At 62.7% G+C, this 26,992-nt stretch carries 29 protein-coding genes and 1 pseudogene; 21 read left to right on the top strand and 9 right to left on the bottom strand.

Annotation, left to right across the window (positions count from 1 at the left end):
* Window positions 1-3 precede the first annotated feature (3 nt).
* Window positions 4-942 (top strand): hypothetical protein, encoded by a 939-nt coding sequence (locus AB4850_RS24945; protein ID WP_414442158.1) that lies wholly within the window; start codon window positions 4-6, stop codon window positions 940-942.
* Between the two features lie 159 nt (window positions 943-1,101).
* Here the strand turns inward: AB4850_RS24945 and AB4850_RS24940 are convergent, their stop codons facing one another.
* From AB4850_RS24940 to AB4850_RS24925, 4 genes are all read right to left on the bottom strand, one after another.
* Entirely contained in the window at window positions 1,102-2,331 is a 1,230-nt protein-coding gene (locus tag AB4850_RS24940; RefSeq protein WP_414442157.1) for an FAD-dependent oxidoreductase, read from the bottom strand.
* Window positions 2,332-2,663: 332 nt separating this feature from the next.
* The gene (locus tag AB4850_RS24935; protein WP_414442156.1) at window positions 2,664-3,797 is read right to left on the bottom strand and encodes an L-dopachrome tautomerase-related protein; all 1,134 of its coding nucleotides are present in this window, start codon (window positions 3,795-3,797) and stop codon (window positions 2,664-2,666) included.
* 198 nt (window positions 3,798-3,995) lie between these two features.
* Window positions 3,996-4,217 (bottom strand): heme-binding protein, encoded by a 222-nt coding sequence (locus AB4850_RS24930; protein WP_414445606.1) that lies wholly within the window; start codon window positions 4,215-4,217, stop codon window positions 3,996-3,998.
* Window positions 4,218-4,252: 35 nt separating this feature from the next.
* A complete protein-coding gene (locus AB4850_RS24925; RefSeq protein ID WP_414442155.1) occupies window positions 4,253-5,095 on the bottom strand; it encodes an NAD(P)H-dependent oxidoreductase in 843 nt (280 codons plus the stop codon).
* 164 nt (window positions 5,096-5,259) lie between these two features.
* Between AB4850_RS24925 and AB4850_RS24920 the strand changes: the two genes are divergently transcribed.
* Complete coding sequence (locus tag AB4850_RS24920) at window positions 5,260-6,165, top strand: LysR family transcriptional regulator (RefSeq protein WP_414442154.1); 906 nt, start codon at window positions 5,260-5,262, stop codon at window positions 6,163-6,165.
* Window positions 6,166-6,349: 184 nt separating this feature from the next.
* Window positions 6,350-6,421: pseudogene (locus AB4850_RS24915) on the top strand (DUF1016 domain-containing protein); the annotation flags it as partial.
* Between the two features lie 82 nt (window positions 6,422-6,503).
* Here AB4850_RS24915 and AB4850_RS24910 read toward each other — a convergent pair.
* Window positions 6,504-7,172 (bottom strand): peroxiredoxin-like family protein, encoded by a 669-nt coding sequence (locus tag AB4850_RS24910; RefSeq protein WP_414442153.1) that lies wholly within the window; start codon window positions 7,170-7,172, stop codon window positions 6,504-6,506.
* A 110-nt stretch (window positions 7,173-7,282) separates the two neighbouring features.
* Between AB4850_RS24910 and AB4850_RS24905 the strand changes: the two genes are divergently transcribed.
* Window positions 7,283-7,888: a TetR/AcrR family transcriptional regulator gene (locus tag AB4850_RS24905; RefSeq protein WP_414442152.1), complete on the top strand. Its 606-nt coding sequence runs from the start codon at window positions 7,283-7,285 to the stop codon at window positions 7,886-7,888.
* Window positions 7,889-8,045: 157 nt separating this feature from the next.
* Here AB4850_RS24905 and AB4850_RS24900 read toward each other — a convergent pair whose 3' ends face one another.
* The 3 genes from AB4850_RS24900 to AB4850_RS24890 all read right to left on the bottom strand — a co-directional run bounded on the left by AB4850_RS24900 (window position 8,046) and on the right by AB4850_RS24890 (window position 10,116).
* Window positions 8,046-8,411 (bottom strand): DoxX family protein, encoded by a 366-nt coding sequence (locus AB4850_RS24900; protein ID WP_414442151.1) that lies wholly within the window; start codon window positions 8,409-8,411, stop codon window positions 8,046-8,048.
* Between the two features lie 62 nt (window positions 8,412-8,473).
* On the bottom strand, window positions 8,474-9,103 hold the full coding sequence (locus AB4850_RS24895) for an NAD(P)-dependent oxidoreductase (RefSeq protein ID WP_414442150.1): 630 nt from the start codon (window positions 9,101-9,103) through the stop codon (window positions 8,474-8,476).
* A 140-nt stretch (window positions 9,104-9,243) separates the two neighbouring features.
* Window positions 9,244-10,116, bottom strand: a complete 873-nt coding sequence (locus AB4850_RS24890) for an NmrA family NAD(P)-binding protein (protein WP_414442149.1) — start codon at window positions 10,114-10,116, stop codon at window positions 9,244-9,246.
* 130 nt (window positions 10,117-10,246) lie between these two features.
* Between AB4850_RS24890 and AB4850_RS24885 the strand changes: the two genes are divergently transcribed.
* The 4 genes from AB4850_RS24885 (at window position 10,247) to AB4850_RS24870 (ending at window position 15,789) form a co-directional block, all read left to right on the top strand.
* Window positions 10,247-11,164 carry a LysR substrate-binding domain-containing protein gene (locus tag AB4850_RS24885; protein WP_414442148.1) on the top strand — a complete coding sequence of 306 codons (918 nt, stop codon included), beginning with the start codon at window positions 10,247-10,249 and terminating at the stop codon, window positions 11,162-11,164.
* Between the two features lie 599 nt (window positions 11,165-11,763).
* Complete coding sequence (locus tag AB4850_RS24880) at window positions 11,764-12,588, top strand: DUF932 domain-containing protein (RefSeq protein WP_414442147.1); 825 nt, start codon at window positions 11,764-11,766, stop codon at window positions 12,586-12,588.
* A 78-nt stretch (window positions 12,589-12,666) separates the two neighbouring features.
* Window positions 12,667-14,715: a ParB/RepB/Spo0J family partition protein gene (locus tag AB4850_RS24875; protein ID WP_414442146.1), complete on the top strand. Its 2,049-nt coding sequence runs from the start codon at window positions 12,667-12,669 to the stop codon at window positions 14,713-14,715.
* A 756-nt stretch (window positions 14,716-15,471) separates the two neighbouring features.
* Window positions 15,472-15,789, top strand: a complete 318-nt coding sequence (locus AB4850_RS24870) for a DUF736 domain-containing protein (RefSeq protein ID WP_414442145.1) — start codon at window positions 15,472-15,474, stop codon at window positions 15,787-15,789.
* Window positions 15,790-15,855: 66 nt separating this feature from the next.
* Here the strand turns inward: AB4850_RS24870 and AB4850_RS24865 are convergent, their stop codons facing one another.
* Window positions 15,856-16,146: a helix-turn-helix domain-containing protein gene (locus tag AB4850_RS24865; RefSeq protein ID WP_414442144.1), complete on the bottom strand. Its 291-nt coding sequence runs from the start codon at window positions 16,144-16,146 to the stop codon at window positions 15,856-15,858.
* A 299-nt stretch (window positions 16,147-16,445) separates the two neighbouring features.
* Here AB4850_RS24865 and AB4850_RS24860 point away from each other — a divergent pair, with 299 nt between their 5' ends.
* The 13 genes from AB4850_RS24860 to AB4850_RS24800 all read left to right on the top strand — a co-directional run bounded on the left by AB4850_RS24860 (window position 16,446) and on the right by AB4850_RS24800 (window position 26,810).
* Window positions 16,446-16,796, top strand: a complete 351-nt coding sequence (locus AB4850_RS24860; RefSeq protein ID WP_414442143.1) for a DUF2958 domain-containing protein — start codon at window positions 16,446-16,448, stop codon at window positions 16,794-16,796.
* Window positions 16,797-17,111: 315 nt separating this feature from the next.
* Window positions 17,112-17,867 carry a DUF7011 domain-containing protein gene (locus tag AB4850_RS24855; RefSeq protein ID WP_414442142.1) on the top strand — a complete coding sequence of 252 codons (756 nt, stop codon included), beginning with the start codon at window positions 17,112-17,114 and terminating at the stop codon, window positions 17,865-17,867.
* Window positions 17,868-17,992: 125 nt separating this feature from the next.
* Window positions 17,993-18,274 (top strand): helix-turn-helix domain-containing protein, encoded by a 282-nt coding sequence (locus AB4850_RS24850; protein ID WP_414442141.1) that lies wholly within the window; start codon window positions 17,993-17,995, stop codon window positions 18,272-18,274.
* A gap of 86 nt (window positions 18,275-18,360) precedes the next feature.
* Window positions 18,361-19,134: a replication initiator protein A gene (locus AB4850_RS24845; RefSeq protein WP_414445605.1), complete on the top strand. Its 774-nt coding sequence runs from the start codon at window positions 18,361-18,363 to the stop codon at window positions 19,132-19,134.
* Window positions 19,135-19,387: 253 nt separating this feature from the next.
* Window positions 19,388-20,026, top strand: a complete 639-nt coding sequence (gene parA / locus AB4850_RS24840; RefSeq protein ID WP_414442140.1) for a ParA family partition ATPase — start codon at window positions 19,388-19,390, stop codon at window positions 20,024-20,026.
* Complete coding sequence (locus tag AB4850_RS24835) at window positions 20,023-20,286, top strand: chromosome partitioning protein ParB (RefSeq protein ID WP_414442139.1); 264 nt, start codon at window positions 20,023-20,025, stop codon at window positions 20,284-20,286. The genes parA and AB4850_RS24835 overlap by 4 nt, the downstream gene beginning before the upstream one ends.
* Window positions 20,283-20,828 carry a DUF2840 domain-containing protein gene (locus AB4850_RS24830; RefSeq protein WP_414442138.1) on the top strand — a complete coding sequence of 182 codons (546 nt, stop codon included), beginning with the start codon at window positions 20,283-20,285 and terminating at the stop codon, window positions 20,826-20,828. Before AB4850_RS24835 ends, AB4850_RS24830 begins: the two co-directional genes overlap by 4 nt.
* Window positions 20,825-21,400: a S26 family signal peptidase gene (locus AB4850_RS24825; protein WP_414442137.1), complete on the top strand. Its 576-nt coding sequence runs from the start codon at window positions 20,825-20,827 to the stop codon at window positions 21,398-21,400. The genes AB4850_RS24830 and AB4850_RS24825 overlap by 4 nt, the downstream gene beginning before the upstream one ends.
* 460 nt (window positions 21,401-21,860) lie before the next feature.
* Window positions 21,861-23,813 (top strand): relaxase/mobilization nuclease domain-containing protein, encoded by a 1,953-nt coding sequence (locus tag AB4850_RS24820; RefSeq protein WP_414442136.1) that lies wholly within the window; start codon window positions 21,861-21,863, stop codon window positions 23,811-23,813.
* 192 nt (window positions 23,814-24,005) lie between these two features.
* A complete protein-coding gene (locus tag AB4850_RS24815) occupies window positions 24,006-24,437 on the top strand; it encodes a MarR family winged helix-turn-helix transcriptional regulator (RefSeq protein ID WP_414442135.1) in 432 nt (143 codons plus the stop codon).
* Window positions 24,438-24,504: 67 nt separating this feature from the next.
* Window positions 24,505-25,068, top strand: a complete 564-nt coding sequence (locus AB4850_RS24810) for an isochorismatase family protein (RefSeq protein WP_414442134.1) — start codon at window positions 24,505-24,507, stop codon at window positions 25,066-25,068.
* A gap of 1 nt (window position 25,069) precedes the next feature.
* The gene (locus AB4850_RS24805) at window positions 25,070-25,399 is read left to right on the top strand and encodes a hypothetical protein (RefSeq protein ID WP_414442133.1); all 330 of its coding nucleotides are present in this window, start codon (window positions 25,070-25,072) and stop codon (window positions 25,397-25,399) included.
* Complete coding sequence (locus tag AB4850_RS24800; protein ID WP_414442132.1) at window positions 25,380-26,810, top strand: DHA2 family efflux MFS transporter permease subunit; 1,431 nt, start codon at window positions 25,380-25,382, stop codon at window positions 26,808-26,810. The genes AB4850_RS24805 and AB4850_RS24800 overlap by 20 nt, the downstream gene beginning before the upstream one ends.
* The last annotated feature ends 182 nt before the right edge of the window (window positions 26,811-26,992 follow it).

Here is a 26,992-nt window from a genome sequence, read left to right as displayed (position 1 = left end):
GGCATGGCGACGGTGACGGTTTCTCCGATTCATTTCGAGGACTACAGTGGTATTCAGTTCGAGCGCCTTGTCTTTGCGTATCACGTGCGCGCCGGCTGGCGCGACCTGATTTGGCACGGCCAATCGGGAGGCGACCAGGGACGGGACATCTCCGGCGTCGAGCCTTTTGATGACCGACCTTCACGTAAGACCGTCATCCAATGCGCCAACCGGGACACGCTGACCTTGGCGAAAGCCAAGGGCGACATGACCAAGGCGGTCAAGGCTATAAGCGGAACGCCGGATGCCTTCAAGTTTGTCTCTCGTGGCGCTGTTTCAGACACCAGCCGAACGCAGATCGAGCAAGCTTCGGCGGACTTGGGCGTTGCGCATGTAACGATATGGTCTGGCGTCGAGTTCGAGGAAAACCTGCGGCTTCGCGCCGAATACCTGCTGCACAGATTCGTCCGAGGCATCGAGTTTCCTGATGCCGAGATAGAGATCCGCAAGTTTGTAGATGATTTTCCCGATCTCTCAGATGCCGAGACGCTGCAACTCATGGCGGCTGTGTTCGATCGACCGGTCTTCTATACGCCGTTTCATCAGGAAAGCTCCCTACCTGCTTTTCAGCAGGCGATCGAGGACACCATAGGCGCCCTCAATACCGGTGTATGGCGCACTCGCGAAGGTGACGAGATCAGGCGTGTCCCGTCGATCCATCATCTCCGGGACCAACGCATCCGAGGAGTGCTCGAAAAGGTAGTTCGTCAGGTCGACGAGCTGCGTCGCATTTTCGTGACTCGCCTTAGGGAGGGAGAGATCAGACATTGTGGATGTGGCCAGCCGGAGTGCCCCACATACATGCTCTCGCCAAGAGTTGCGGCCGAACTGGATAAAGCCAGACGAGACATCCTGACGACATTTCGATCAGTGCATGCGCCATTCGGCGTGAGACTTCGTTAGCCCATTGGTATTTTGTTAGATGCGAGCATGGCAATGGCACTGTCCGTCGATCAAATCCAATACCGCAACCGGCATTCACCGGGTGAGGTTGTGGCGCGCGCTGTCCGAACTACTCCTCAATGGCCATGACTTACTCCGCATCGAGCGGATACCGATACGTCAGGCGATTTCGGGAAGCGGGTTTTGCGCCATACGTTGCTGGCCCGTGAGCGCGGCTTCGCGAACGACGTCAAAGCCATAACTCAGCATGGCACTTTCATAGGAGGCCAATGCCTCACTCAATGTCGCCGTTCCCCTTGATACCGCTTTCAAGGCACGACCCAGCGTGACGCCATCGCGCATCGCCACATTGGCACCGCGACCCAACGTAGGCGTCATCCCGTGAATCGCATCTCCCAGCAGCGTGCTGTGGAAAGGTGCATTCAACGCACACGGGACGCTGGTATACATCTCGACTAAGAAGAAAGACAAAGGGTGGCCACTTTTCAATAGGTCGACGGTGGCCTGGGGCCAATTTGCCACGGTCTCCGCAGCGATCGATTGAAGTTCTTGGCTAGATGCTGCGCGCATCGTGGGCAAATCTTTGGAAAAGAATTCAGGTCGGCCTCCGACGATGGATACGAGATAGTCATCGCGTTGTTGAAGTGTGACGTTTGCGATCGAAGGGCCGGCCTGTTCGGGCGGCGTAGGAAACTGCACCGAACCCATTCCTAAAAACACTTTACGCTCGTCCATAGCGACAGTGAAAATGTCGCCCAAGGTTTCCTCAGGCACGGAGTCTCGAATCGCATGTATTGGTAGACGGCCATATATCGCGATGGCTCCAGAATTCATGGTCTCTGCATGGGGTGCGCGCTGCGCACGCACGGCCGACCGAATGCCATCAGCTCCTACCAAGACATCGCCTTCGGCACATGAGCCGTCGTCAAAGTGCGCGATGACACCACCGTGGATTTCTTGGAAGTGCGTCAGGCGTTTGCCAAAACGGATGCGATCTTGCACACCGGCCAGCAAAATCTGACGTAGCGTGGCACGATCCACATTGTAGTGTTCTGGTTTGCCTTCGTGCATGGCCCATACATCTTTACCTAGGTCATCGTTGGTGAGCAGACGCTTCACCACCGACAAATCGGGTTTCAGGATCGTGGTATAGGGTGCGGTGCGTTGTGAAGTGGCTTCAAATACTTGTCGAAGTTCTGGTGAGAGCACTTCGCGCGCTGAATTGATGGCGTCGCCATCCAAGTGAAGGCGATAACCCTGTGGGCGATCCCACGGGGATTTATCGCGTTCGTGAATTTGAAACTCGATCCCGGCGCTACGCAGCGACTGCGCCAAGGTCAGGCCGCCGAGACCGGCGCCAATAATCAAAACATTGAGAGTAGTAGGCATGATCGTCCCTTCCATTTGCATGGTAAGAGACGCACCGGCGGCTTATCTTGTACTTACAAGGAAGCTCTTGCACGGACGCTTGGTCTGCGTCGCCTGGACTACCAACCAGGCAGTGACTTTTGCGCGTCGAAGGTTAAATTCTTAGCTTGATATCGAGAAGTGTCAAGTGACTGTTCTCGTGCCACACGAATGAAGTATTCAGGTTGGCGACCATGCGCGAATCGGAACTTGACGGCAAGCTTCCATATGTGGGCAAGTTTCGTGGGATCGACCCTCCGGTGCTATGGGGTCTCCACAATTCCGCGGCGACATCGGCGAACCAGTCGCACGTTTTATGCAAAGGTGCGATGAAAGTATGGTGGCTCGCGCAGGTCCTTTCCCCCGTTGAAACCCGGCAGACGGTTCCATTGGCCCAGCGTGCAATAGACATGGGTGGCCGTAACAAAGACGGCGTCGGGCCAGATGATGCGCGGGTCGCGCACAACGACATCCATATGTCCATCGGGGTAGCGTCGCATGACTGCATCGTGCTCGCCAGCAGTCAGATAGATGCGATCCAGCTCATCGGTCGCGAGACCGTCTGTCATCACCTTTTCTCCATGATCCACCACGCCTCTGGCAAGTACTGCATCGGATGCATCAAAGTCTGCGAGCAGATTTGTGGCGATGCTGTATAACCGGCGACTCGTCAACGGGGAGTAATAGAGCCGGGAACTGTCTGCGCTGAGCGTGATGCTGTCCGCGCCACCTACAGGAAAGGTCGGGTGACCGGGGGCGTAACGCATCGGCCGTCCTTCAAGTACCACGACAAAACCCTTTTCCGGCTGCGTCGAAGGGTGATCGGCGAGAGCGCGCCGCTGGCGTCCGGTTGCGATATCGACCACGACCAGCGCGCCTGACGTCCCGAAGGACGAGTCTGCTATGTAGACAGTGCCTTGGGCGCCATGGGTCAGATCGACACGCAGGTCGTTCATGTGGCTGTTGCTAAGCATCGCCGGTGGTTGAAGCACGATGCTCGCAATCAGTTGGTCCGACTGGGGATCGATGCCGATCACCTTGGCCGAGCCCGGCGCGATTGGGTGCCCCGCAAGCTTGCCGTCGTCAATAGCCCACACACGTTCCCGGCTATCGGTCGTCATGCCGTGTATGGATATGAGACGTTGCGAGGGCGGCCTGTCCGAGGGCATGCTGAGTGCGGCGTTGGGGTAGGGAACGAGCGTGCCATCGCGCAATTCCGCCAGCGTCGCTTTGCGATGGTTGTCGGCGTGCCGAGGGAAGCCAACGAACACGCGCCCTTCGGGTGTCACGACGACGCCGGATGCCCCAGGTCCCGCGAACGCCGCGACGATCTCGAACGAACCATCCGGTGTAGCATCACCTGACACCGTGTCTGCACAGGCTCTTCGGGTCAACGCGGTCGTGAGCGTGCTGCTGGCCGCTGCAGCGACGAAGTTGCGGCGCTTCAATGGAATTCCCCCTTGTATTTGTGCACCGCGGCTTGCGCACAGGTCTGGTCCCTGTCGCCGCCTGGTGCACCGGACACATCTATGCCTCCGATCACGGTGCGATCGGCCTTGCGCAACGTAACGCGCCGAGAATGAACAGGAATTCGGGTACGGTCGCCAACAAACCGTCATCGAGCGGACTGGTCACCTTCGCGGCGATCAACTCTCTCGTGGAGTCCTTGTCGAAGGCCATGCCGTAGGAAAAGGCGGTGTACGCCTTGCATACGACACTGACAGTGACTGCAGCGGTACGGAGTCGCCTTTGACGACCGCCTGTGGGTGGCCAGAAGGATCGACGACAGTTGCCGTGACCGAATATCTGCGGCCGGCGCAGAGGTGTACGGCTTCGGCAGCGAGCGCTTGGGCAGTTTGCCAGCGCAGCCTTTGCGTCGTAACCGCATGATGGGCTATCCTGATCAGACGCGGGCAAGCGCCGCAGGCTGTGATTCGGCTGAATCCAAATTCTCAACAGGATCGCCCTGTTGCGCCAAGTGGATGCGGAGGCCCGTTTCTCCGGAACCGAGGCCAGGCTTGAGCACCTGCTGTCCGTCATAGTGGCCGCCATTCTGAGTGCGATACGGGATCGGCGCGTCGGTGAAGATATTCTCCATCCGGACCTTGAAGGCTGCCGCGACTTCCACCCAGCGCTCTTCAGACAGGCGGTCGCTCTGGTAGATGGGGAAGGGCGGCATAACGTCCATGCCCGGATAGAAGAGCTGTCCATGCTGGATGGGCCACAAGATCTCGTCGAGGCGGCCATTTACGCCGCGCTCGCTATAGTGCGGCTCGCGCCCACCCATGCTGACGACAACCATCGCTCGGCGACCGGCCAGCGTTCCTTCGCCATACCGATCGCCCCAGCGTTCACCACCTTGCAGGCCGACGCCGTAAGCGAAGCCGTGCGCATAGACGCGCTCGACCCAGCCCTTCAAAATCGCCGGTGCGCTGAACCACCACAACGGGAAGGTGAGGATGACCGCGTCGGCCCACAGCAGCTTCTGCTGCTCAGCCACGACATCGGCGGGTTGGGTGCCCGTGGCGAAGGCGTTGCCCGATTCCGATGCATAGCGTAGCCGATCGGCGTTCTTGCGCTGCGGGAAGTCGGCTGCATCGGCGACGGCCTTCCAGCGCATGGCGTAGAGGTCAGATACTTGAACCTGATGGCCCTGCGCTGTCAGCGTTTCGACCGCGAGGTTCTTCAAAGAGCCGGTCAGCGACTGGGCCTCTGGATGGGCGTGGACGATAAGAACGTTGCTCATAGGGTGATCCTGAATAATAAAGGGAAGAGGCGACCTTCGACCGTTCTCCTCAAAGCTAGACAGCTCTAAGGACTTTCACCGTTCAACTCGTTGATGGTGAAGCATGCAGCGTAGATGGCTATCAGGTATATTGGAAATGAATTTCACAGATACCTGGTATTGCCATGGATAATTTGCGTAGTCTCGACCTGAACCTTCTGCGCACGCTCAATGTATTGCTTGAGGAGCACAACGTGAGTCGGGCGGCCGAGCGCCTCAATCTGTCGCAGCCGTCTGTCAGTGTCCATTTATCCAAACTCAGAAGAGTCTTCAAAGATCCTCTGCTTTTGCCCGGGCCTCGCGGTATGCGACCAACGGCAAGAGCCGATTCGTTGCGGGAGTCGCTTTCCGTGGCCTTGGCTGCCCTGAACGAAGTCATGTCGCCGTTACAGCCGTTTGACCCATGCACCGCGGCGCTAACTTGGAAGATTGCCGCGACGGATTACAGTGAAACGACTGTACTGCTACCCACGCTTCCAAGGCTGCGTGAATATGCGCCGAATTCTCGCGTTAGCGTTACGCAGATCCCACCGCGTCTCATTGCCAGACAATGCGAAATAGGTGAAGTTGATCTAGCATTCCATACGGCGGACGAAGCGCCTGACGGGTTACGCCGAAAGACCTTGTTTCAAGAAAAGTATGTCTTGGTCGGACGGCCTGATCATCCGCGACTCAAGCGGAGAATTACCGTGTCGCAGTTTTGTAAACTGGATCATGTAATCGTGTCACCGGATGGAGGGGGATTTGTCGGCGTCACTGATATGACTTTGGCACAGCTTGGTTTGAAGAGGCGAGTTGTACTTTCAGTGCCCCATTTCACCTTCGTACAAGACGTGTTGTCGTGTACGGACTTAGTTTCGATGCTCCCATCGCGACTGCTTAAAGGCGAATCCAGATTGCGATCGATCGCGCCACCGGTCGAGGTTCCTGGGTACGAAATGGTAATGCTGTGGCACGAACGGTCACATCGCGACCTTTCGCATCAATGGTTACGGGAGCTTATCGGTTCGAGCATTAAGGGGGACGATTAGCAGGCGCGAAGATGTGGTGACTTAGAAAGGTTCCGTTGGAAAGTTGCCGGTCAGCGAAGGTTGAGTCTGCACAGACACAACCGGCATCGGTGCGATGCTTTATGCCGTGCTCGATCCGTATGCGGGAAACTCGCAAGTACGGTTCTTCGGGGGGCCGCGTATCCGAGAGGGAACGCGGCTACCCTCTATCGAACTGCTGGAATTGGACAAGTCGGGCATCCACGTTGCCGAGTACCTGACGACCTTGCCGTCGCGCTGCGCATCGAGCCGCCTACGGCGTCTTGCCCCTTCGGGCTTCCACGTTTGCCTTCGATGTTAATGATTTCGCTGCGTGGCGTTTAAAGGCTATCGGCTTCGAGGCGAGCGAGTGCGGCAAGGATGTCGGCGACCTCGGTGCGGGCGGTATAGTCGGGCTGGACATCGACGAAGCGTACGGTTTGAGTTCGGTCAATGATCAGCACGGTGGGCCGAGGCAAATAGGTAGCTCCTCCGGCGTTGACTTTGACGAGGTCAAGGCCAAGTTTGCGTTGCGCCGCCAGAACGTCGTCGGCCTGCTGGAAGGCGATGCCGATGCGTTGGGCTACCCGACTACCCGGGTCCGACAGCACGGCGAAGGCCAAGCCGGCTTTCTCTGCGGTCGTCAGGGACTGATCGGGGGACTGCGGGCTGATGGCGACCAGGCGGGCACCGAAGGCATCAAGCTGGGGAAGCAGTTCCTGCTGGTAGGCACGCAGCGCCAGGTTGCAATAAGGGCACCATCCGCCGCGATAGAACACGATCACTGCAGGTCCCGTCTCGACGAGCTGGTCGAGGCTGACCGGCTTGCCCGTGGCGTCGTCGAGAGTAAAGGTCGCTAGAGGGTCGCCAACCTTGACGGCCTCGGACGGGACCCCCTCCGCCAGAAAGTGTTCGACACTGCGGTCGAACACTTCAAGGACCTCGGGCGGGAGTTGCTTGGCGGCAACAGCTTTAAACTGGTCGGATTGTTCGCGGATCGTGGCAGGCACTGGGAATCTCCTTGGTCGAGAGGGTAGAACATTGAGTGGACTAATTAGTCCATTCGATTGAAACAGGCAACCACTGGACTGTCAAGTCCAGTTACAGGGATAATGAAGTCATGGGAGTACAACCAACCACCGAGCGGGGGCGTCAAACCCGACAACGCATCGTGGACGCTGCGGCTCAAGTCGTGGCCGAGAAAGGGGCGTTGGCGGCGAGTCTGGATGACGTTGGCGCGCGCGCCACGGCTTCGCGCAGCCAGCTATACCACTACTTTTCCGACAAGACCGACCTACTACGGGCGGTGGCCGAGGCGACCAACGACGCCGTACTCGGCGCCCAGACCGACCTCTTTGCCATGCTCGATACCTGGGGCGGCCTGGTGGCGTGGACCGACGCCATCATTACCATCCAGGAGCAAGGGGCTGGGCCGAGAGGCTGCCCCATTGCCAACCTCCTCGGACAGATTGGTGAGCGTGACGATGGCATCCGAGCTGTCCTCGCCGAGGGTTTCGACCGATGGGAGGCTCACATCCGGTCGGGTCTCACCGCGATGGTGACTTCCGGCGAACTCCGCGCCGAGACCGATCCAAAATGGCTGGCTACATCCACCCTCGCCAGCCTTCAGGGCGGACTCGTTCTCGCCCAGGCTCACCGCGATCCCCGACGGCTCCGCGATGCTCTCGATGGCGCACTCGCGCTCATCCGAACTTATCGCGCTTAGACGAAAGAATTTTCCGCTCGAACCCGCCGGCGGCTTTACCATATATTCGTCGGGCGCCCCGGCGCCCCGGCGTCCCGGCGTGCCGCCGTCGGGCTCGCGGGCTGCGTCCCGCGCCTCATACTGAGTCGCGGCCATCCGGTTTTGACCCCTGACACCTCTAGCCCTCATGGGCCTGCGCACTCCGCTTGCGCCAGCTTATCCAGCCGACCACGAGTGACCATGTCGCCACGACGAGTGGCGGTACGGCGTGCCTGTATTCGCCGTGAATGATGACGGTCGCGAGGGCTGCAAACATAACGGTGCAGCCGAGTGCCGAGCCCAGCAGGCGACTCCGCGTCCGGATGAGCAGGATGGCAGCAGTGAGTTCCAACGATCCGGTCACGAAATGGAACCAGCGCGGGTACCCCCATTTCAGATATTCCTCGTAGATAGATCCAGAGGCGAAGATGTTGCTGAGTGAACCCACGACGAAGAAGGCGGCAAGAGCCAAGGGCAAGACTTGGCGCCACGAGATTTTGGACATTGGTCCAACCTTGGATGATGAATTTTCTGCCGAAGAAATAAGGTGACCCACGAGACCAGTCCTCACCACAGGAGTAAGGGTGTCTGTTTCAACCAGGTGCTGGTCGCCAGTTGCTCCACCACGAACCGAGCTACATCAGCGCGTGCGACCTTGCCGCCGTTGACGCCGGCGAGGTCAACGATGGCCCTGACGCTTCCGCGAGCTGAGTCGTTGGTGAGTCTGCCGGGACGGACGATGACCCAATCGAGTGAGCTGGCGCGGATCGCGGCTTCCTGACGCCCCTTGTCTTTGTAGGCATGGCGAAGTAGCAATGGCTGAAATAGTCGGTCGAACACGAAGCCGCCGTGGCCGCGGCTATCTGCCACCCCCAAGGCCGAGATGCAGACCAGACGGCGTACGCCGCTGCGGGCCATCGCCAGGAGCAGCGCATTTGTCGCTTCGGTCAGCAGGCTGACCTCGTTGAATGGGCTAATGCCGGTACCCAGCGAGCTGATGACCGCATCACAGCCGTCCAAGGCGCGCATGAGAGCGCCTTCATCGCGAGCGTCCCCCTCGATGATGTCTGCTCCCGGGAGATCGGGTGCGCGTGCCTTCGAGCGAACCAGTGCCACGACCGAATGACCTTTCTCCAGGGCGTCGTGAACGATCAGCCGCCCGGTGCCACCCGTTGCACCCAAAACAAGAACCTTCATTGTCAACCTCGATTTTTATTGGAACGACCGCCGCGCTTCACAAGGAAAAGGGCTGCTTTGGCTACTCTGCCAAGACCGCGATGGGATGCGAATTTCCAGAGCAGACTCCAAAATTCTGATCCCACCGCTGATCCGCAGACCTACGCCGTAGCGGCCTTCTGGGCCGCCGCAAAAACATCGCGAGCAGACGTGGCGCCCGGTACGTGCTCCGTACCCTCCACCCCGACGTCCATCCCTCCGGCGTTGACGGCGTCATACATGATTTCGGCAGGGCCAGACCAACCCTTCGGGATGCCGAACTGTTCGAATGCATCCGACCACTCGGCTCGCGGGACGGCAACGGCCTTGACCTCGAGCTTCATCACTTCGCCCAATTGCGCCGCGACTTCATCTGCGCTCACCATGGAACCGAGTTCGATGACCCGGCGCCCCCGCCAGGCCGGTCCGTTCAGCAGCATTGCGATCTCGGCGCCGATGTCATCAGTTGCGACCATGGTCGATTTTCGATTTGTCGGGTTGTAGAAGACGGGCAGCGTGCCGCCCTGGGCGACGTGAAAGCCGTAGAGGAAGTTTTCGAAGAACCCGCCGGCTCGCACATAGGCGATCGGCACCGTCAGGTCGCGAAAACCCTGTTCCAGTAGCGTCAGCGCCGTGATCAGGCCCATTCCGCTGGTTTTGTTCGCGCCCATCGACGAAAGTGCGACGACTCGCGGCACCGGCGCTTTGTTGAACGCCTCTACATAGTTCGCGACGACACCCTTCGCTTCCCTGAAATCCGGCGAAGGAGCCCAGATCGGCGGCAACATGACAAACGCGCCATCGACGCCCTTGAGCGCCGGCCCGATGGAGGCCGCATCATTCCAGTCGCCATCCACCAGTTCGACGCCTTGGTCAGCCCAACGCGCCGCCTTTGCGCGATCTCGGACCAGCGCGCGTACCTTTTTGCCCTGTGCCAGCAAATGCGCTGCCGTCGCGCCACCTACTTTTCCCGTAATGCCCATGACCAAAAACATGAGTGTTCACCTTTAATTAGTTCGACGGCCCATGGTAGTTCCCGCGCTATTATTTGAATACTAGGTACATTCGGAACGGGCTGTATAGATGAACTTAACAATCGCGCGCACTCATTTGGATGGACTTGTCATGTTTCTGACCGTGGCGGAGTGCCAAGGCTTCCGCGCTGCGGCACGGCACCTCGGCATCACGCCGTCCGCGGTCAGTCAGGGGATACGTAGCTTGGAGGAGAGGGTTGGCGCCCCCCTCTTTTCCCGGACGACCCGAAGCGTCAGGCTCACTGAAGCGGGCGAACGTCTGCTGGCCCACGCACGGCCGGCCGTCGACATGCTCACGGCGGGGCTGGACGCCGCGAGTGACCTGGGTGACGAGATCACCGGCCGACTGCGCATCAATGTGCCCAGGCCAACCTTGCCGCTGCTGGTAAATCGCTTGCTGCCCGACTTTCTCGACGCTCACCCAAACATCGAACTCGAACTGGTGGGCGAGGATCGTCCGATTGATATCGTCGAGGAAGGTTTCGATGCGGGAATCCGTCTCGGAAACTTTGTCCAGATTGATATGGTCGCGGTGTGGCTGACGCCACCCGAGCGCTTTGTTGTCGTTGGCGCTCCGGCGTTATTTCGGGCGCATGGCCGTCCGGCGTCTCCGTATGATCTGCAGAATTTCCGTTGCATCCTGCTCCGTCAGTCAGTGCGGCCCCTCGATCATTGGCAATTTGTCGTCGATGGTCAGCACATGACGGTGGGCGTTGCGGGGCCCCTTGTGATCAACGACGTCGAGGCTTGCATTCACTCAGCGCTTAGAGGTGCCGGACTCTTCCAGGTGCCGCGTTCGGTCGTGATGTCGCATCTTGAAAGGGGTGACCTGCAGACCGTGCTCGAACCGTATTGTGAAGAGGTTCCCGGTTTTTCCCTTTATTACCCAAGCCGCAGTCAGTCCCTGCCCAAACTTCGTGCATTTGTCGATTTCGCCACCCAGCGAATGCGGAGAGCGTTCGAGCCAGGCGATTACCTGACGGCCCCTGTGCATACCCAAGTTAGGTGACTAGCGCCAATCGACAACGTGGCCCAGCCTGCCAACGTTGACAGTAACTTCGTCCGGAACCAGCGCAGATGCATTGCCACACCTCATCGCGCCTGAAGAATTGAGCCACCCGCTCGATCACGACTGACCGATGGCGTCCCCGGCCAAAAGGCCGGCCGCGCTCTTGTGCTGCGCATCGAGCCGCCGATGGCGTCTCGCCCCTTCGGCTTCCATCGCTGACGTCTCCGGCCCGGCTCTTCGATCCGGGCCTGCGCGCTTGCGCTTGCGTGGGATCAGCGCCCCTTGCGGCCGGTTGCCTGTCCAGCCGTCTTTCCTGACTTCATCCCCTTGTCCGCGACTGTAGCCCGCGGCCGTGCGCCGTCAAGGCGCGCCGGGCCGTGTCCTCGGCTGCGCCTGCGGGCCGCACCCACCCGGCGCTTTCCTCCTTGACGGCACCCGTCTGCGCGCTCCTGACCGTCGCGGGCGATGAACTCAGGAAAGACGGTGGCAACGAGGCCGGCCCAGGTCTCTGCGCCGACCCCACCGGAAGTCCAAAGCGGGCTCCGAATCTAGGAATCCGGTGGGGTTTTCAACAGCCAACCCTTGTCAGGAGAAAGACCATGCAACTCGCTTCCCGTTTCGCTTCGCGCTCCCCGGTATTGCGTTCGGAACATCCCTTGTCGGATGACCAAATCCGCGCCGTGGTCCCGTCCATCTTCGCGGACGCCCCGCACGAAAGCCGCTCGCAACGGTACAGCTACATCCCGACCGCGACCGTGCTGCAGGAACTGCGCGGCGAAGGCTTCGAGCCTTTCATGGTGTGCCAGACCCGCGTGCGGGCTGACGACCGCCGCGACTATACCAAGCACATGATCCGGCTACGCCACGCCAGCCAGATCAACGGCCGCGAGGCTAACGAAATCATCCTGCTGAACTCGCACGACGGTACGAGCAGCTATCAGATGCTCGCCGGCATGTTCCGCTTCGTGTGCCAGAACGGCCTCGTTTGCGGCGACACCGTGGCGGACGTGCGCGTACCCCACAAGGGCGATGTGGCCGCGCAGGTCATCGAAGGCGCTTACGAAGTCCTGCACGGCTTCGACCGGGCGCAGGAATCCCGCGATGCGATGCAGGCGATCACGCTGGACGCCAGGGAATCGGAAGTGTTTGCTCGCGCGGCGCTCGCGTTGAAGTACGACGAAGACAAGCCCGCGCCCATCACGGAATCGCAAATCCTGATGCCGCGCCGTCACGACGACAGCCGTCGCGACCTCTGGAGCGTGTTCAACCGCGCGCAAGAAAACCTCATCAAAGGCGGCCTGTCCGCCCGCGCCGCGAACGGTCGCCGCCAGACCACGCGCCCGGTGCAGGGCATCGACAACGGCATCCGCCTGAATCGCGCCTTGTGGCTGCTGGCCGATGGCCTGCGCCAGTTGAAAGCCTGAATCCCCACGCGGCAGGGGCAGGCAGCAGCCCTTGCCGCTTCTCTCGCTGCTGCATCCCAACCGCTAGGAGTTATCACCATGAACGCCGTCACCCAAGCCGAAGCCATTGCCCTCGAAACCGCCACCGCGCTGGAAGTGGCCGATCCGACCAAGAACCTCATTTTGGTTCCGCTCTCGCAGTTGCTGCCGCGCCGCTCCAAGCGCAACGCGCGCACGACCCCGCGCCTGTCTATCCCCGAACTCGCTGCGAGCATTTCCCGCGTCGGCCTGCTGCAAAACCTGATCGTCATTCTTGCCGCCGATGGTGAGCAATACGAAGTGGTGGCGGGCGACCGTCGCCTGACCGCCTTGAAGCTGCTGGCGAAGAAAAAGCGCATCACCGCCGACCATGACGTGCCGTGCCTGCTGGTGCCCGATGCGTCGGCGCGTACCGTCAGCCTTGCCGAAAACCTGTTGCGCGAGCAGATGCACCCCGCCGACCAGTTCGAGGCATTCGCCGCGCTGGTCAAGGAAGGCCGACCCATCGAGGACATTGCCGCCGATTTCGGCGTGTCCCCATTGACGGTGCAACGCCGCCTGAAACTGGCCGACGTGTCGCCGCGCCTGATGGCCGACTACCGCGCCGGGGCCGTGACGTTGGAGCAGTTGATGGCCCTCACCATCACCGACGATCACGCCGCGCAGGAAGCCGCGTACTACAGCGCGCCGGAATGGCAGCGCGGTGCATCGGCACTGCGCGAGCGCCTGACCGAGCGCGAAATCGATGCGACGCATTCACTGGTGCGCTTCGTTGGCCTCAGCACCTACACGAAGGCGGGCGGTGGCCTTCGCCGCGACCTGTTCGCGGACGACGACAGCGGCACCTATCTAACCGATGCCGCGCTGCTGGAAACGCTGGTGCGCGGCAAGCTGGATGCGATGGCCGAGGACGTGCGCGGCGAGGGTTGGGCGTGGGTGGAAGCCGTACCGCACATGAGCCATGCCGACCGGCAGACGTTCCAGAATGCACTGCGCCAGCGGCGCGAGCCGACCGCCCGCGAGGCCCGCCGCATCGCTTCGCTGCAAGGCCGTCTCGACAAGATCGACGCGACGTTAGAGGAAGCCTACGACGCCGAGGACGAGGATAAGGTGGCCACGCTGGAAGAACGGCGCGAGCAGGTGGCCGAGGAACTGCAAGCCATCGAGGACGCCTTGCAGGACTATGCCCCCGACGTGCGCGTGGTGGCCGGTGCCATCGTCACGCTCGACCGCGAAGGCGAAGCCGTCATCCATCGTGGGCTGCTGCGCGAGGCGGAGGCCAAGGCGCTGCGCACGTTGCACCGACTGCGGCAGGGTTTCGCGGAGGGCGGAAACCCGAACGAGGACGAAGGCGACACCGACGACGAAGCGCCCAAGACCGCGAACGTCTCCGACCGGCTGGTGCAGCGGTTAAGCGCCCACCGCACGGCGGCGCTGCAAATCGAAGTGGCGCAGCATCCGCACGTTGCGCTGGCCGCGCTGGTGCATGGCATGGTGCAGACCGTCTTGCAGCCCGACGCCTACGGCGATGGCCTGCCGCTCGGCGTGCGCGTGAACGTGCAAAACCGGCTGGAAAGCATGGCCCCGGATTGGCCGGATTCGCGTGCTGCCGTGGCCTTGCATACGTTGCAGGAAGTCGCGGGCGGAGCGTTGCCGCAGGACAGCGGCGAACTGTTCGTCGTGTTGCTGGCGAAGTCGCAAGACGAGCTGGTGCGGCTGCTGGCCGCGTGCATCGCGTCCACGGTGGACGTCGTGACGCCGCGCGCCTCGCAGCGTCAGCCCGGCGCGGAACTGGCGCAGGCCGTGGGGCTGGACATGGCCGCATGGTGGAAGCCGACCGCCGAGGGCTATTTCCGCCACGTTTCCAAGGCGGTGATTCTGGCGGCAGTGGATCAGTTTGCGCCGTCGCACGTCACCCGCCTGTCGAAACTCAAGAAGGCCGACATTGCCAGCGAAGCCGAGCGGTTGGCTAAGGACACCGGCTGGATGCCCGCCGTGTTCCAGACCGAGCACCACACGGAGCCGGAGGGCGTACCGGGTGCGGCCAGTGATACGGACGCGCCGGAAGATGCGGCCGACGAGGCGCACGCGAACGCGCTGGCCGCATGACGGTGCAGCATGGCCTCGGCGCGGTTTGCGCCGGGGCTTTCCTTGAACCGGGCGCGGCAGGTCTGCCGCGCCCGGTTTCTACGTCCCAACAAAACCGCCCCGTCGCCACCTTTGACCAGGCGGCGACGGGGCGAGCGCGCAACGGCTTTGCGCGCGGCACGGCAATCGGTGCCCGCTGGCGCGGGCAAGGTTTCGATGGCGCCCCGCCACGAAGGCCAGGGCGTGCGGGGCTACGCCCCGGCTTGCTGCGGCAGGTTGTGCGAAAACGTGTCGTCCTCGACGCTGGCGATTCGCCCCCGGTACGTCACGAAGGACGGCTCACCGACACGCCGCCCGGCCGCGCTTATGGAGCTTCCACGCCACGCCTCAAGCACGTTGCCGCAATCTGCGGCAAGGAGCGTTCTCGCTTGCCGTTGGAGTATTGGCCTTGTCCGCCTCAGGGCACAAACCGGTGCAGCCGTCATGCAGGGATGCCGAGTCGGTCACGTCTCCATTCGGATCAGGCGGCCTGTGCGTCCTTGGCTTGTCGTGAATCCTGGCGGGGGCGCGGCTGCGCCTCGGGCTTCATGGCCGCAACCTTCCAGCGAAAACAATTTCCCCGCCGCTGCGCGGCTTCCTCGCGGGACAAATTCTTTGCGCTTCCAGGTTCTCCGCGTTGCTGCGACCGCTGCGCGGTGCGACCCGCCCATCCCCCGCCGGCCGGATCACAACAAGGACGCACTTGCGCGACCTTGGTTCACCGAAAGGAGAAACATCATGGCTAACATCGGCACCTTCACAGCAGAGAAAGACGGCTTCACTGGCACGCTTCGCACCCTGACGCTCAACGTCAAGGTCAAGCTGGTTCCCAACGACAAGGGCGATAGCGAGAGCGCCCCCAACTTCCGCGTGCAGGCGGCAGGTCACGACATCGGCGCGGCGTGGAAGAAAGTCAGCAAGGCCGAACGGCCCTACGTGTCCGTGACCCTGGACGATCCTTCGTTCCCGGCCACGGTCTACGCCCGCCTGATCGAGAATGAAGACGGCACGCACGACCTGATCTGGTCGCGCAGCAAGCCACAGCAGGCGGATTAACCGCCGCCCACCGCGCCCCGCCCCTTGCGGCGGGGCGCGGTGCTGTCCGAGACAGCAGGGCAAAAACTACGCGCCGGACGCCGCAAGCTGGCTTTCCGTCGCGGTCATTAGTGCCGCCGTGCTGCACTCCAACGCGCCGGCGATCTTGAAGATGATCGCCAGCGTGGGCATGTGCTCGCCACGCTCGATCTTGCCCAGATGGGAACGCTCGATCCCGGCCTGGTGCGCCAGCAATTCCTGGGCAATGCCGCGCTCCGTGCGCAACGCGCGCACCGCCGCACCGAACGCTTGGGCCAGTTCGGCATCGAAGGTGGTGGCGCCGGCCGGTCGGCCGGGTTGGACGGGACGCTTCTGCATGGACAGAAGCGTCCAATCGCGGCACAATTAAAACCACGTTATCTTTAACTCATTGGTGGCAATTTAATCTGCTTCCATGTTTTTGGTGGAATCCGCATCGGCGGATTCCAGCCGAACTAGGGAGTCACATCCACGTCTTTCCTGACCAGCACAATTCTGCATCTGCGTTTTCGTGCATGTACGGATTCGATGGCTTGTGCATTCGTGCTTGCGCATGAATGCACAAGCCCGGTTTCGCGGTTCGGTGCTTCTACGCAAAAGCGTGCCCGTGCATCCTCGGCTTTGCAGGATTCCTGACTATGACTCAGCCGTTGACCACTACTGCCGAGCGCGTGCAATTGCTCGCCAACGGCGCAGCACGCGCCGCCGATCACGGTATCGACCTGATGCCAGTAGTGCGGCTGTTCACCCCAGACGCGCACACGATCTGGCTGCTGGCCGCGCTCGACCCGACCGATGGCGATACCGCCTGGGGATTGATCGATCTCGGCATCGGGATGCCGGCGCTGGGTACGGTCAAGTTGTCCGACCTAGCCGGTATTGTCGGGCCACAGCAACGGCCCGTCCTGCGCGACCTGCATTTCCATGCGGTGAGGCCGCTATCTGGGTACGCTCAGCTCGCACAACGCGATGGCTCTATTCCTGATTGACCGAGGTGTACTGTGTCTTTTTCGATCTAATATCAGACGAATACGGTCTCGATCGGTACTCTTGCGCCAGACGGGTACGATCTGACTGAAAGAGACATGATGCGCGGTCCAGCTTGCGGCAGCGTGTCCGGTGCCGCGCGTCATTTCCGTGCGGCGTAGCCGCCGCACTCGGACGATCCGTGCAAGGCTTCGGAGCGAACCAGTCCTTATTACGGCTTGAGTTGATTGTCTACTGGACGGCACTGATGTTGCCGCTGCCGTAGCTCCCATGTTCGACGCCCGTGGCGACGTGCCTGCCCGACAGGAGGTAACGTCATGGCTGATCAAAACTCCGACGCTTGGTATCCGACCGCCGCATACCTGTACGTGCTGCATCTGGATGGCCCCGCGCTGGCCTGGGAGTACCTGCGCCGTCATCCCGACTACCGGCGCGACTGGCTGTGCCGTCGCAAGCTGGAAGCGGCGCATGCTTGGGGATTGCGCTTGCTGGAAGACCCGGCATTGGATGCGCGTGACGCGCATCCAGCCTGGTTTCATGAACACAGCGGCGGACTACAGCTCTACCCAGATGCCGACCCGCCGCCGGAGGCACACGCCTTCGAATTCTGGTGCATCCCCGGTCACAAGTACCTGATCCACGACGGCAAGCGCCTGGTGCTGACCGCACGCTGGCCTGGCTGCTGCGTGCGGCTCGCACTCGCGCCGGGCTTGGCCAATGGCATGGCCTATCTTTATGCCGTCCATGCCCGCGCCGCGCCGCGCGCGAGCTATCGCGCGATCACGACCGAGCTGGACAAGCTGGCGACGGTGGACGCGGCGGCCGTGCCTGCGGCAGCGGCGTGCTCGCGGCCCACGCCTGCCGCGTTGCTGGAACTTCACACCTTGCAGGCGCTCGACGCGACCCTGGCGGGCGCGTCCTTGCGCGAAACGGCAGCCGGGCTATTCGGCACCGAGGCCGTGGTCGCCGGCTGGTACGCCGACGGTGGCCTGCGCTCGCGCGTGCGCCGCCTGGTACGGCGCGGCCAATCGTTGATGCGCGGCGGCTACCGCCGCCTTGCACAGTTCGATTGACCTGCACAGGGTCGTTTTGCCTGCACTGCAAAACGACCCTCCGCGCAACGCATCGCTTTTTCGAGACTGCCTCCATCCGGCTGCGCTGGTGCTGCCGGCGTTTCTGACCGATGGAGGTTTATCCGATGCGTCCCGCTCCCTTGCAGCCTGCCGCTGCACCCGTTGCCACGCCTGCACAACCCCAACGCTACCTGACGAACGACGAAGCTGCCGAGTACCTGCGGCTGTCGCCGCGCACGCTCGAAAAACAGCGCGTGATCGGCAACGGGCCGAAGTTTCGCAAGTTCGGCCGCCGCGTCATGTACGCAGCGGCCGACCTCGATGCCTGGGCTGACCAGCGCAGCTACGAAACCACGTCCGATCCCGAATATGCCGAGCATCACTCGGCTGATAGCCGTGCGCGCTGACGGGCGACGCGCCGGTGGCCATCGCCATACCCAGCCCATCGCAGGAGCGGGAACAGCTCGACCTGTTCCGCGCCTTGCCGGGCGACATGGTGCCGCGCGACGCCCAGGACTTGATGGCGTACCCGTTCTTCTCGCTGGCGAAGTCGCGGCGCACCGCGCCGATCGACTTTCGCAGCGGGAACGTCACGATCCGCGTGGAAGGCACGCAGGAGCATGGCATAGCGACCATCTGGGACGCGGACGTGCTTATCTGGGCGGCCTCGCAGATCGTGGAAGCGCGCGACGCGGGCCTGCGGCCGTCGCGGCTGATGCACGCCACACCCTACGAGATCCTGCGCTTCATCGGGCGCGGCGTGTCGCTGCGCGACTACCAGCGCCTGAAAGCCGCGCTCGACCGGCTGCAATCGACCACCGTGGCGACGTCCATCCGCGAGACGACCGGGCGCCGGCTGCATCGCTTCTCGTGGATCAACGAGTGGAAGGAACTGGCCGACGCCCGCGGCACGCCGCTGGGCATCGAGCTGATTCTGCCAGACTGGTTCTATGCAGGCGTGCTCGATGCCGCGTTGGTGCTGACAATCGATCCGGCGTATTTCCGGCTGACGGGCGGCATCGAGCGGTGGCTGTACCGGCTGGTGCGCAAGCACGGCGGCAAACAGCCGCATGGCTGGCAATTCGACTTCCGACACCTGCACCGCAAGTCGGGCAGCACGGCGAAGCCCTACGACTTCGCCTGCGATCTGCGCGCGCTGGTCGCGCGGCAGTCGCTGCCCGGCTACGTGCTCGGCATCGAGCAGATGCCGGACGACGGAACCGAATTGCTGACCTTCCGGCCCGTGCCGTTCACGGCACGGGGATAACTCGGGGAAAACGTGTGGACGGCCTCGTGCTATCAGGCGTGCCGGGCATCGTGCTATCAGGCGTGTCCCTATCGTGCTATCAGGCGTGCGAAATCGCCGGAAAGCCAATAACGGCACGGGTTTCCGCGCTCTCTAACTTACCTAACTTAAAAGCTCTAACTTTTGGTAAGAGCATGCCGTTTCGGTGGACAACCGCCAAACGGCACCACATGCAACCGCGAAAGCCTGGCTTTCCCACACGGAGGGCCGCGCCATGATCGTCGCGTTGCTCAACCAGAAAGGCGGCGTTGGCAAGACCACGCTCGCCACGCACATCGCTGGCGAGCTGGCGCTACGCGGCCAGCATGTCGTCCTGCTCGATGCCGACCCGCAGGGCTCGGCACTGGACTGGACGCAGCGGCGCGCCCAACAAGGCTTGCCGCGCCTGTTCAGCGCCGTGGGCCTGGCCCGCGAGACCCTGCACCAGGAAGCGCCGGAGCTGGCCCGCCGTGCCGATCACATCGTCATCGACGGGCCGCCGCGCATCGCCGCACTGGCGCGCTCGGCGTTGCTGGCAGCCGAGCGCGTGCTGATCCCGGTGCAGCCCAGCCCCTACGACTTGTGGGCGTCGGCCGAGATGGTCGCGCTGATCCGCGAAGCGCAGGTGTTCCGGCCGGCGCTGCGCGCGGCCTTCGTCATCAACCGGCGCGTCAGCACGACGATCATCGGTCGTGAAGCACGCGGCGCGCTCGCCGAACAGCCGCTGCCGGCGCTCCGTGCGGAAGTGCATCAGCGCATCGTGTTTGCCGACAGCGTGGCCGCTGGCCGGCTGGCATGCGAGACGGCGCCCGACAGCGCCGCTGCACGCGAGATCGCCGCGCTCACCGACGAGTTGTTGCGGTGGCTGACATGACGACTGCGCGTCGCAAACGCATCGGCATCGGCGCACGTCCGCCTGCGAATCCGCACGCCGAGGCGTGGATTCGGCAGCGCGACGCCGATGCGCTCAACAAGGGCGACCTGTACACCGCGCGCCTGACGCTCGACATCACGCCCGCCATGCGGGCGCGCATCAAGGTGTCGGCCTTCACGCAAGGTGTGACGGTGGCCGAGCTGCTGCGCGCGCTGCTGGAACGCGAGTTTCCCGCGAACCACCCGGACAATCTTCCATGAACGCATCCGTTTCGTTAGTCGCAAACGTGGCCACGGCTGCACGCCCGCCATTGCTAGCGGTGTCTGCCGGTCACGCCAACATTGCACCGCTGACTCGCGTTTCGCTCGCCTACATCGAGCAGCGCATTGACATGTATCTGCGCTTCGGCGAGCCGGCGCGCATCATCCGGCTCGACCGCTGGCGCCGGGTCGCGGTGTTCCTGCCCGGCGCCATGTTCTGCCGCATCCGCTGGCACGCCAACGACTACGGCACGGTGCGCTGGCAGCTCATGGTGATGCAGGCTTGCACGCCGCTGGACGCGGCGCAGCGCATCCCCGGCGTGCTGCCGGGCGCTCGACTGTTGCTGCACGCCGAGCGCGAACCCGCCGTGCGCGCCGTGCTGGCGCAACTCGACGCCATCGAGGCACAAGGCATCGCACCGGCCGCCGTGTCGCCCGCGTACTGGCGCACGCTCGCCAACCGACTCGCCGCACGCCTGTCGCTGCCAGCGTACACCGCCGAGCGGCACGCGGCCTGGCTTGCCGGGAGGGTTCTGTCATGACGGCTGCATCTACCATCGGCACCACGTCACATCCTCGTTCGCGCTTGCGCGCTCGCCTTGCGCTGGCGACACTCTCCGCCAGCGGCCTCGCTGCGCTGGCCTGGGCGTCGTTCGTGTCGCCGCTGCCGCGCCTGACCTACAACCCGTCCGACAGCGTGGCGGTCGGCTGGTATCGCGTCGATGCGTTCGATGGCCATGCTGACTCGCTACCGGTCGGCAGCATAGTCCTGACCCATTTGCCAGCCGACGCTGCTGCGCTGGCCGCGCGGCGCGGCTACTTACCGCCGGGCATTCCGCTGCTCAAGCGCGTGGGCGCGGTCGCACCGCAACGGGTGTGTATCGTCGGCCACAGTGTGCATATCGACGGCGTGCCGGTGGCCGCCGCGCTACCTGCCGACCGCATGGGGCGTCCGCTGCGATCCTGGCCGCAGTGCCGCCGCCTCGAATCAGGCGAGCTGTTCCTGTTGAGCGCGACCAGTCCGGCATCCTTCGACAGCCGGTATTTTGGGCCGATTGCTGCATCCACCGTGATCGGTGTTGCGCATCCGGTCTGGCTGGAGACACGCCGATGATGCCCGTCGATCCATTGCATGGCGTTGTGCATTCGATCGTGCCATCCGGCGTGTCGTCCTGCTGGCCGTCGCCGTGTCGTCGCTCGTGTCGTGCGAGCGCCGATCTTGCGTATCAGGCGCCGGACGCCGCCCAACGTCCGCCGACGCTTTCTCACGTGCAGGCATCTTGTCTTGAACGCGCCCGGCCGGGGGCCGTGGCCGCGTTCCCGGGCGCGCTGGCTGCATGCAGCGCAGCGCCGCCGGGCCGCCGATGCCCGGAGCGACAGCGCAGGGCAAAGGCGGAAGGCAAGATAAAAGGTCGCGGCACATGGCCGCTTGAAAGCCTCGTCTGCACGTGGGGTTGGCGCGGCACGCGCCAAGGGGCGGCAGCGTGCCGCGAAGGTGCACAACGCCGCCTCGGCATTGGCGAAAGCGCGTGCTTTGCGCGCCGGAGTGCGATGGTCTTGGATGGAACCGCTCCATGAGCCAGCGCGACGACGACCACTTCCGCGTCCGCCCTGGTGCGCCGAAACAGCGCGGCGATGCCTACGTCAACAAGGTGCTGCGGCAGGCGAACAAGGCCGGCGCGAAGCTCGGCAAGACAGCCGGCAAGGTCGGCCAGCGCCCCGGTTCCCGGTTGGGGCGCGGCCACGTTGCGGCGCGCTTCGCGGGTCGCGGGCTGGGTGCAAACGCCCGGCGTGTCACGATCAAGATGCGGCTGGTCAATCTGACGCAGGCCGGGCCGCGTTCGACCGCCGCGCACCTGCGCTACATCGAGCGCGAAGGCGTCGATCGACAGGGTGGGGCAGGGCACGCCTACGGACCGACGACCGACGATGCCGACCTCGAAGCGTTCAAGGAGCGCGGCGAAGGCGACCGGCACCAGTTCCGGTTCATCGTCTCGCCGGAGGATGCCGAACAGCTCGACGACCTGCGCACCTACACGCGGCACCTGATGGCACGCATGGAAGCCGACCTGGGCACGCGGCTGGAGTGGGTTGCTGTCGATCACTGGAATACGGATAACCCGCACACGCACGTCGTCCTGCGCGGCAAGGACGACACCGGCAAAGACCTCATCATTTCCCGCGACTACATCGCCGAGGGGATGCGCCGTCGGGCGTCGGAGCTGGCGACGGAATGGCTTGGGCCGCGCACCGAACTGGAGATGCAGCGCGCCATGCTGCGCGAGGTGGAACGGGAGCGGTGGACGGGGCTGGATCGCAGCTTGCAGCGCGAGGCCGGCGACGACGGCCTGGTGCGCGTCGAACGCTTCGCCGACCCCCGGCTGCAACGCCAGCGGCAAGTGCTGATCGGTCGCCTGCAACACTTGCAGCGCATGGGACTGGCGACCGAGCAGCCGCCCGGTACGTGGGCCGTCCACGCCGACGCCGAACCGACCTTGCGGGCAATGGGCGCGCGCGGCGACATCATCCGCACCATGCAGCGCGCCATGAGCGGCCAACAGCGCGAGCTGGCCGTGTTCGAGCCGGGCAGCGATGGTCGCACTCTCATCGGTCGCGTGACCGGCAAGGGGCTGGCCGACGAGCTGTACGACAAGGGCTATCTGATCGTCGATGGCACGGACGGCAAGGCGCACTACGTCGCACTGCCACCGCGGTCGGAGTTGGAGCAGTACCCGACCGGCGCCGTGGTGGAGGTGAAAGGCGCCGCCGACATGCGCGCTGCTGACCGCAACCTCGCCGCGCTGGCCGTCGATGGCGTGTACCGCACCGATCATCACCTGGCCGTCGTCCAAAGTCAGGCCACGCCCGACCGCGACCCGCGCGAAGTGGTAGCCGCCCATGTGCGCCGGCTCGAAGCCCTGCGCCGGGCCGGCATCGTAGAGCGCGAGGCCGAAGGCGTCTGGCGCATCTCCGACGACCTGCCCGAGCGAGGCCGCCAGTACGACGCGCAGCGGCTCGGCGGCGGCGTGGCGGTGGAATTGAAATCGCACCTGCCCATCGAAAGGCAGGCCCGCGTAATCGGTGCCACCTGGCTTGACCAACAATTGATCGGCGGCGGCAAAGGTCTGGGCGACATGGGCTTTGGTGCCGACGTGAAGGACGCGCTGCGCGAGCGAGCCGATTTCCTGGTCGAACGGGGCTTGGCCGTGCAGCGCGGGCAGCGCGTTGTGCTCGCCCGCAACCTGCTGGCGACGTTGCGGGGGAGAGAACTGGCGCAGACCACAAAGGACATTGCTGCCGAAACTGGCCTGGAGCATCGGCCGGTTGCCGACGGGCAGCGCGTCGCTGGCATCTACCGACGCAGCGTCATGCTCGCCAGCGGGCGCTACGCAATGCTTGATGACGGCGCGAGGTTCTCGCTGGTGCCGTGGAAGCCGGTGATCGAACAAAGGCTGGGACAGCAACTTACAGCAACGGTCAACAGGACAGGCACGACTTGGATGCTCGGGTATCAACGAGGTCGGTAAGTGCCGATTGTCCTAGGCTTGTTGCGCTGCTTGGAGCACGCACGAACGTCTCCTAAGTGGTGCTGGAAAAAGCATATCGGCCGTAACCTGTAAATTCTCACAGGAACTATTTTGATGTCCCTAAGAGCAGATCAAAGGCGTTAAGTAAAAGATAAACTTGCAAGTTTATCTTCTATATAATATAGTGCAGTTATGACAACTGATCCCGCCTTGGACATTGTTGCGAAGGACCTCACGGCCGCGATCAGTCGCGTGTTGCGCCGACTACGCACTGAAGCCAATCCGACTGAGTTGGCCCTCTCGCAGATGGGCGCCCTGGCTCGCCTCGAACAAAGCGGACCCATGACGACCGCGGATCTAGCGCGCGCAGAACTGATGAAGCCGCAGTCGATGGGCGTCATCCTGGGGAGCCTTGAGCAGGAAGGACTGATCGAGCGCCGACCCCACCCGACGAATCGTCGTCAGATCCTTTTTGTGCTGACTGCGGCTGGTGTGGCGGTGAGAACCAGCCACCGCGCCATGAAGCGAAACTGGTTGGTCGGAGCCCTCGGCCAACTCGATCCGGCTGACTTGGAGGCGCTTGTCGCCGCGATCCCGATCATCCGACAGGTCGGCGATTCCTGACGTTCGTTCGCAGCGTCAATGGGGGCAGTGCGCAGGAACATCAACTTCAAACCCGTAGGAGACCTACATGGCTGCAACTCAACTTGATTCGAAAACCGCGCTGATCGTCATCGATCTGCAGAAGATCGTTGCATCGATTCCTACCGCCCATCCCTTTGCAGACGTGTTAGAGAACGCCAGTCATCTGGCGGCAACCTTCCGGCAACGTGGCCTTCCTGTCGTTCTGGTGAACGTCGTCGGGATGGCGCCGGGCCGGACGGGCCAGCCCCACGTCGGCGGCGCGTTCCCGCCGGACTGGTCAGAGCTGCTGCCGAAGCTGAATCAGCAGCCGCAGGATCATCTTGTGTCCAAGAAAACTTGGGGCGCGTTCACAGGCACTGACCTTGAGGCGTACCTCAAATCCGCCGATATCACCCAGGTGGTGGTCTGCGGCGTCGCGACGAGCGTGGGTGTCGAGTCGACTGCGCGACACGCCCATGAACTTGGCTTCAACGTCACCCTCGCTGTGGACGCTATGACAGACACGAGCGCGGAAGCACATGCCAACAGCCTTGAACGGATCTTTCCGCAGCTTGGCGAGGCGGCCACAAGTAAAGAGATTGCCAATCTCCTTTCGACAAGGAGCGCCTGAGATGTCCTGGCTTCTCCTGCTTGCTTATTTCTTCGGTGGCTTCTTCCTGGCGAACGCGGTGCCGCATGCCGTGAGCGGCATGATGGGGCGGCCATTCCAGAGCCCGTTCGCCAAGCCGCCGGGAGAAGGGCTGTCTTCGTCGACCATAAATGTGCTCTGGAGTTTCTTCAATATCATTATCGGCTACCTGCTGGTCTGCCGTGTCGGTGATTTCCAATTGAGGGATACAGCCGACATCGTTGCCTTCGGCGCAGGCGCATTCCTGATCTCACTGTTTTCGGCCCGGCATTTCGGCCGGTTCAATGGCGGCCATGCCACAAAACTCTCCTAAAGCCGTCGAGGTTGCGGATGCGCCTACGACGGACCGGCTTGATCCCTCAGTTTGGAAAATTGCCGGTGTCGCGCTGTTCGGGGCTCTGCTCGCACAGCTTGACGCGACCATCGTCAACGTCTCCCTGTCAAACCTCGCGGTGGAGCTGAAAAGTAGCCTTTCGACGATCCAGTGGGTTACGAGCGGCTATTTGTTGGCGCTCACCCTGGTTCTGCCGTTGAATGGATGGCTGGTCGACCGCATCGGCGCCAAGGCGCTCTATCTCTGGTGCTTCTCGGCGTTCACCTTGTCCTCGGCGCTGTGCGGCCTTGCCTGGTCGGCGCCCTCATTGATTGGGTTCCGCGTATTGCAGGGCATTAGCGGCGGCCTGTTGGCGCCCATGACCCAGATGATGATCGCGCGGGCGGCAGGTAAGCAGATGGCGCGGGTGGCGGGCTATATGGCGCTTCCCGTCCTGCTGGCCCCCGTCCTTGGTCCCGTCATTGCGGGCGTCATCCTGCAATATACGTCGTGGCGCTGGCTATTTCTGGTCAATCTGCCGGTCGGGGTGGTCGCCCTTCTACTGGTGGTCTTGTTCCTTCCGAACGACCGAAACGAGACGACGCGACGGACTCTGGACTGGCTCGGTCTCGCGCTGCTTTCGCCCGGACTGGTGATGTTTCTGTATGGCTCCGAGCGCCTAGACGACACGGCGGGGCGCATTATTTTGGCAGGCAGCGTCGCGATGATGGTGTCTTTCCTGTGGACAGCGCGGCGAAAGGGGGACGATGCGCTGATTGATCTGCGGCTGTTCAAGGGCAAGGTCTTTTCCACTGCTGCCATCACGCAATTCCTGTCGAACGGCGGCATGTTCGCCGGACAGATGCTTATCCCGGCCTTTCTCATCCAAGCGTGCGGCCGGACGCCCACTGAAATGGGCTGGATGCTCGCGCCGCTTGGCATCGGCATGATGCTGACCAACCCCTTCATGGGCGCGCTGACAGATAGATTCGGCATTCGGCTCGTATCTGCGGGAGGCGCTCTTCTGACGCTCGTCGCCACATTGCCCATGCTGTACCTCGCTGCCCAAGGGCTGAACCTCTTGGTGCTCATACCCGCTCTGCTTTTACGAGGAATGGGGATGAGCGGCGTGGGGCTGCCGTCGCTGACGGCCGCCTATGCTTCGGTACGCAGAGCGCGAATGCCGATGGCGACGACTTCGCTCAACATCGTTCAGCGCCTCGGTGGACCGACGATGACTACTCTTTGCGCGACATTCCTGGCGTGGAAGCTAAAGTCCTTCGGTGTGGGCCATGCGGTCTCAAGTGCATACGGGTGGGCGTTTCTAATCCTCTGTGGCATTCACGCCTCTGCCTTTCTCGCTGCGGTCCAATTGCCACGTCGACTGGACGACGTGACGATACATGAGTGAAAGGTGGGTGTCGCGCTGTGAGAGATACGTTGTGCCTTGTCGTTGCGCAGCATAGCCGCCTACGTTTTCACCGTCGTCGGCGAATTGAACAGTGCGCCGCGCTGCGTTTTCTGGTCGATGACGTGGAACGCGGTTTCAAGGATGCGAGCAGCACATGGAGGCATTTGTCTATTCAGATCACC

This window comes from Burkholderia sp. 22PA0106, assembly GCF_047497155.1.
Classification (GTDB): Bacteria; Pseudomonadota; Gammaproteobacteria; order Burkholderiales; family Burkholderiaceae; genus Burkholderia.
Note: the sequence above shows the minus strand (reverse complement) of the source record. Positions and strands in the feature narration are given on the sequence as shown.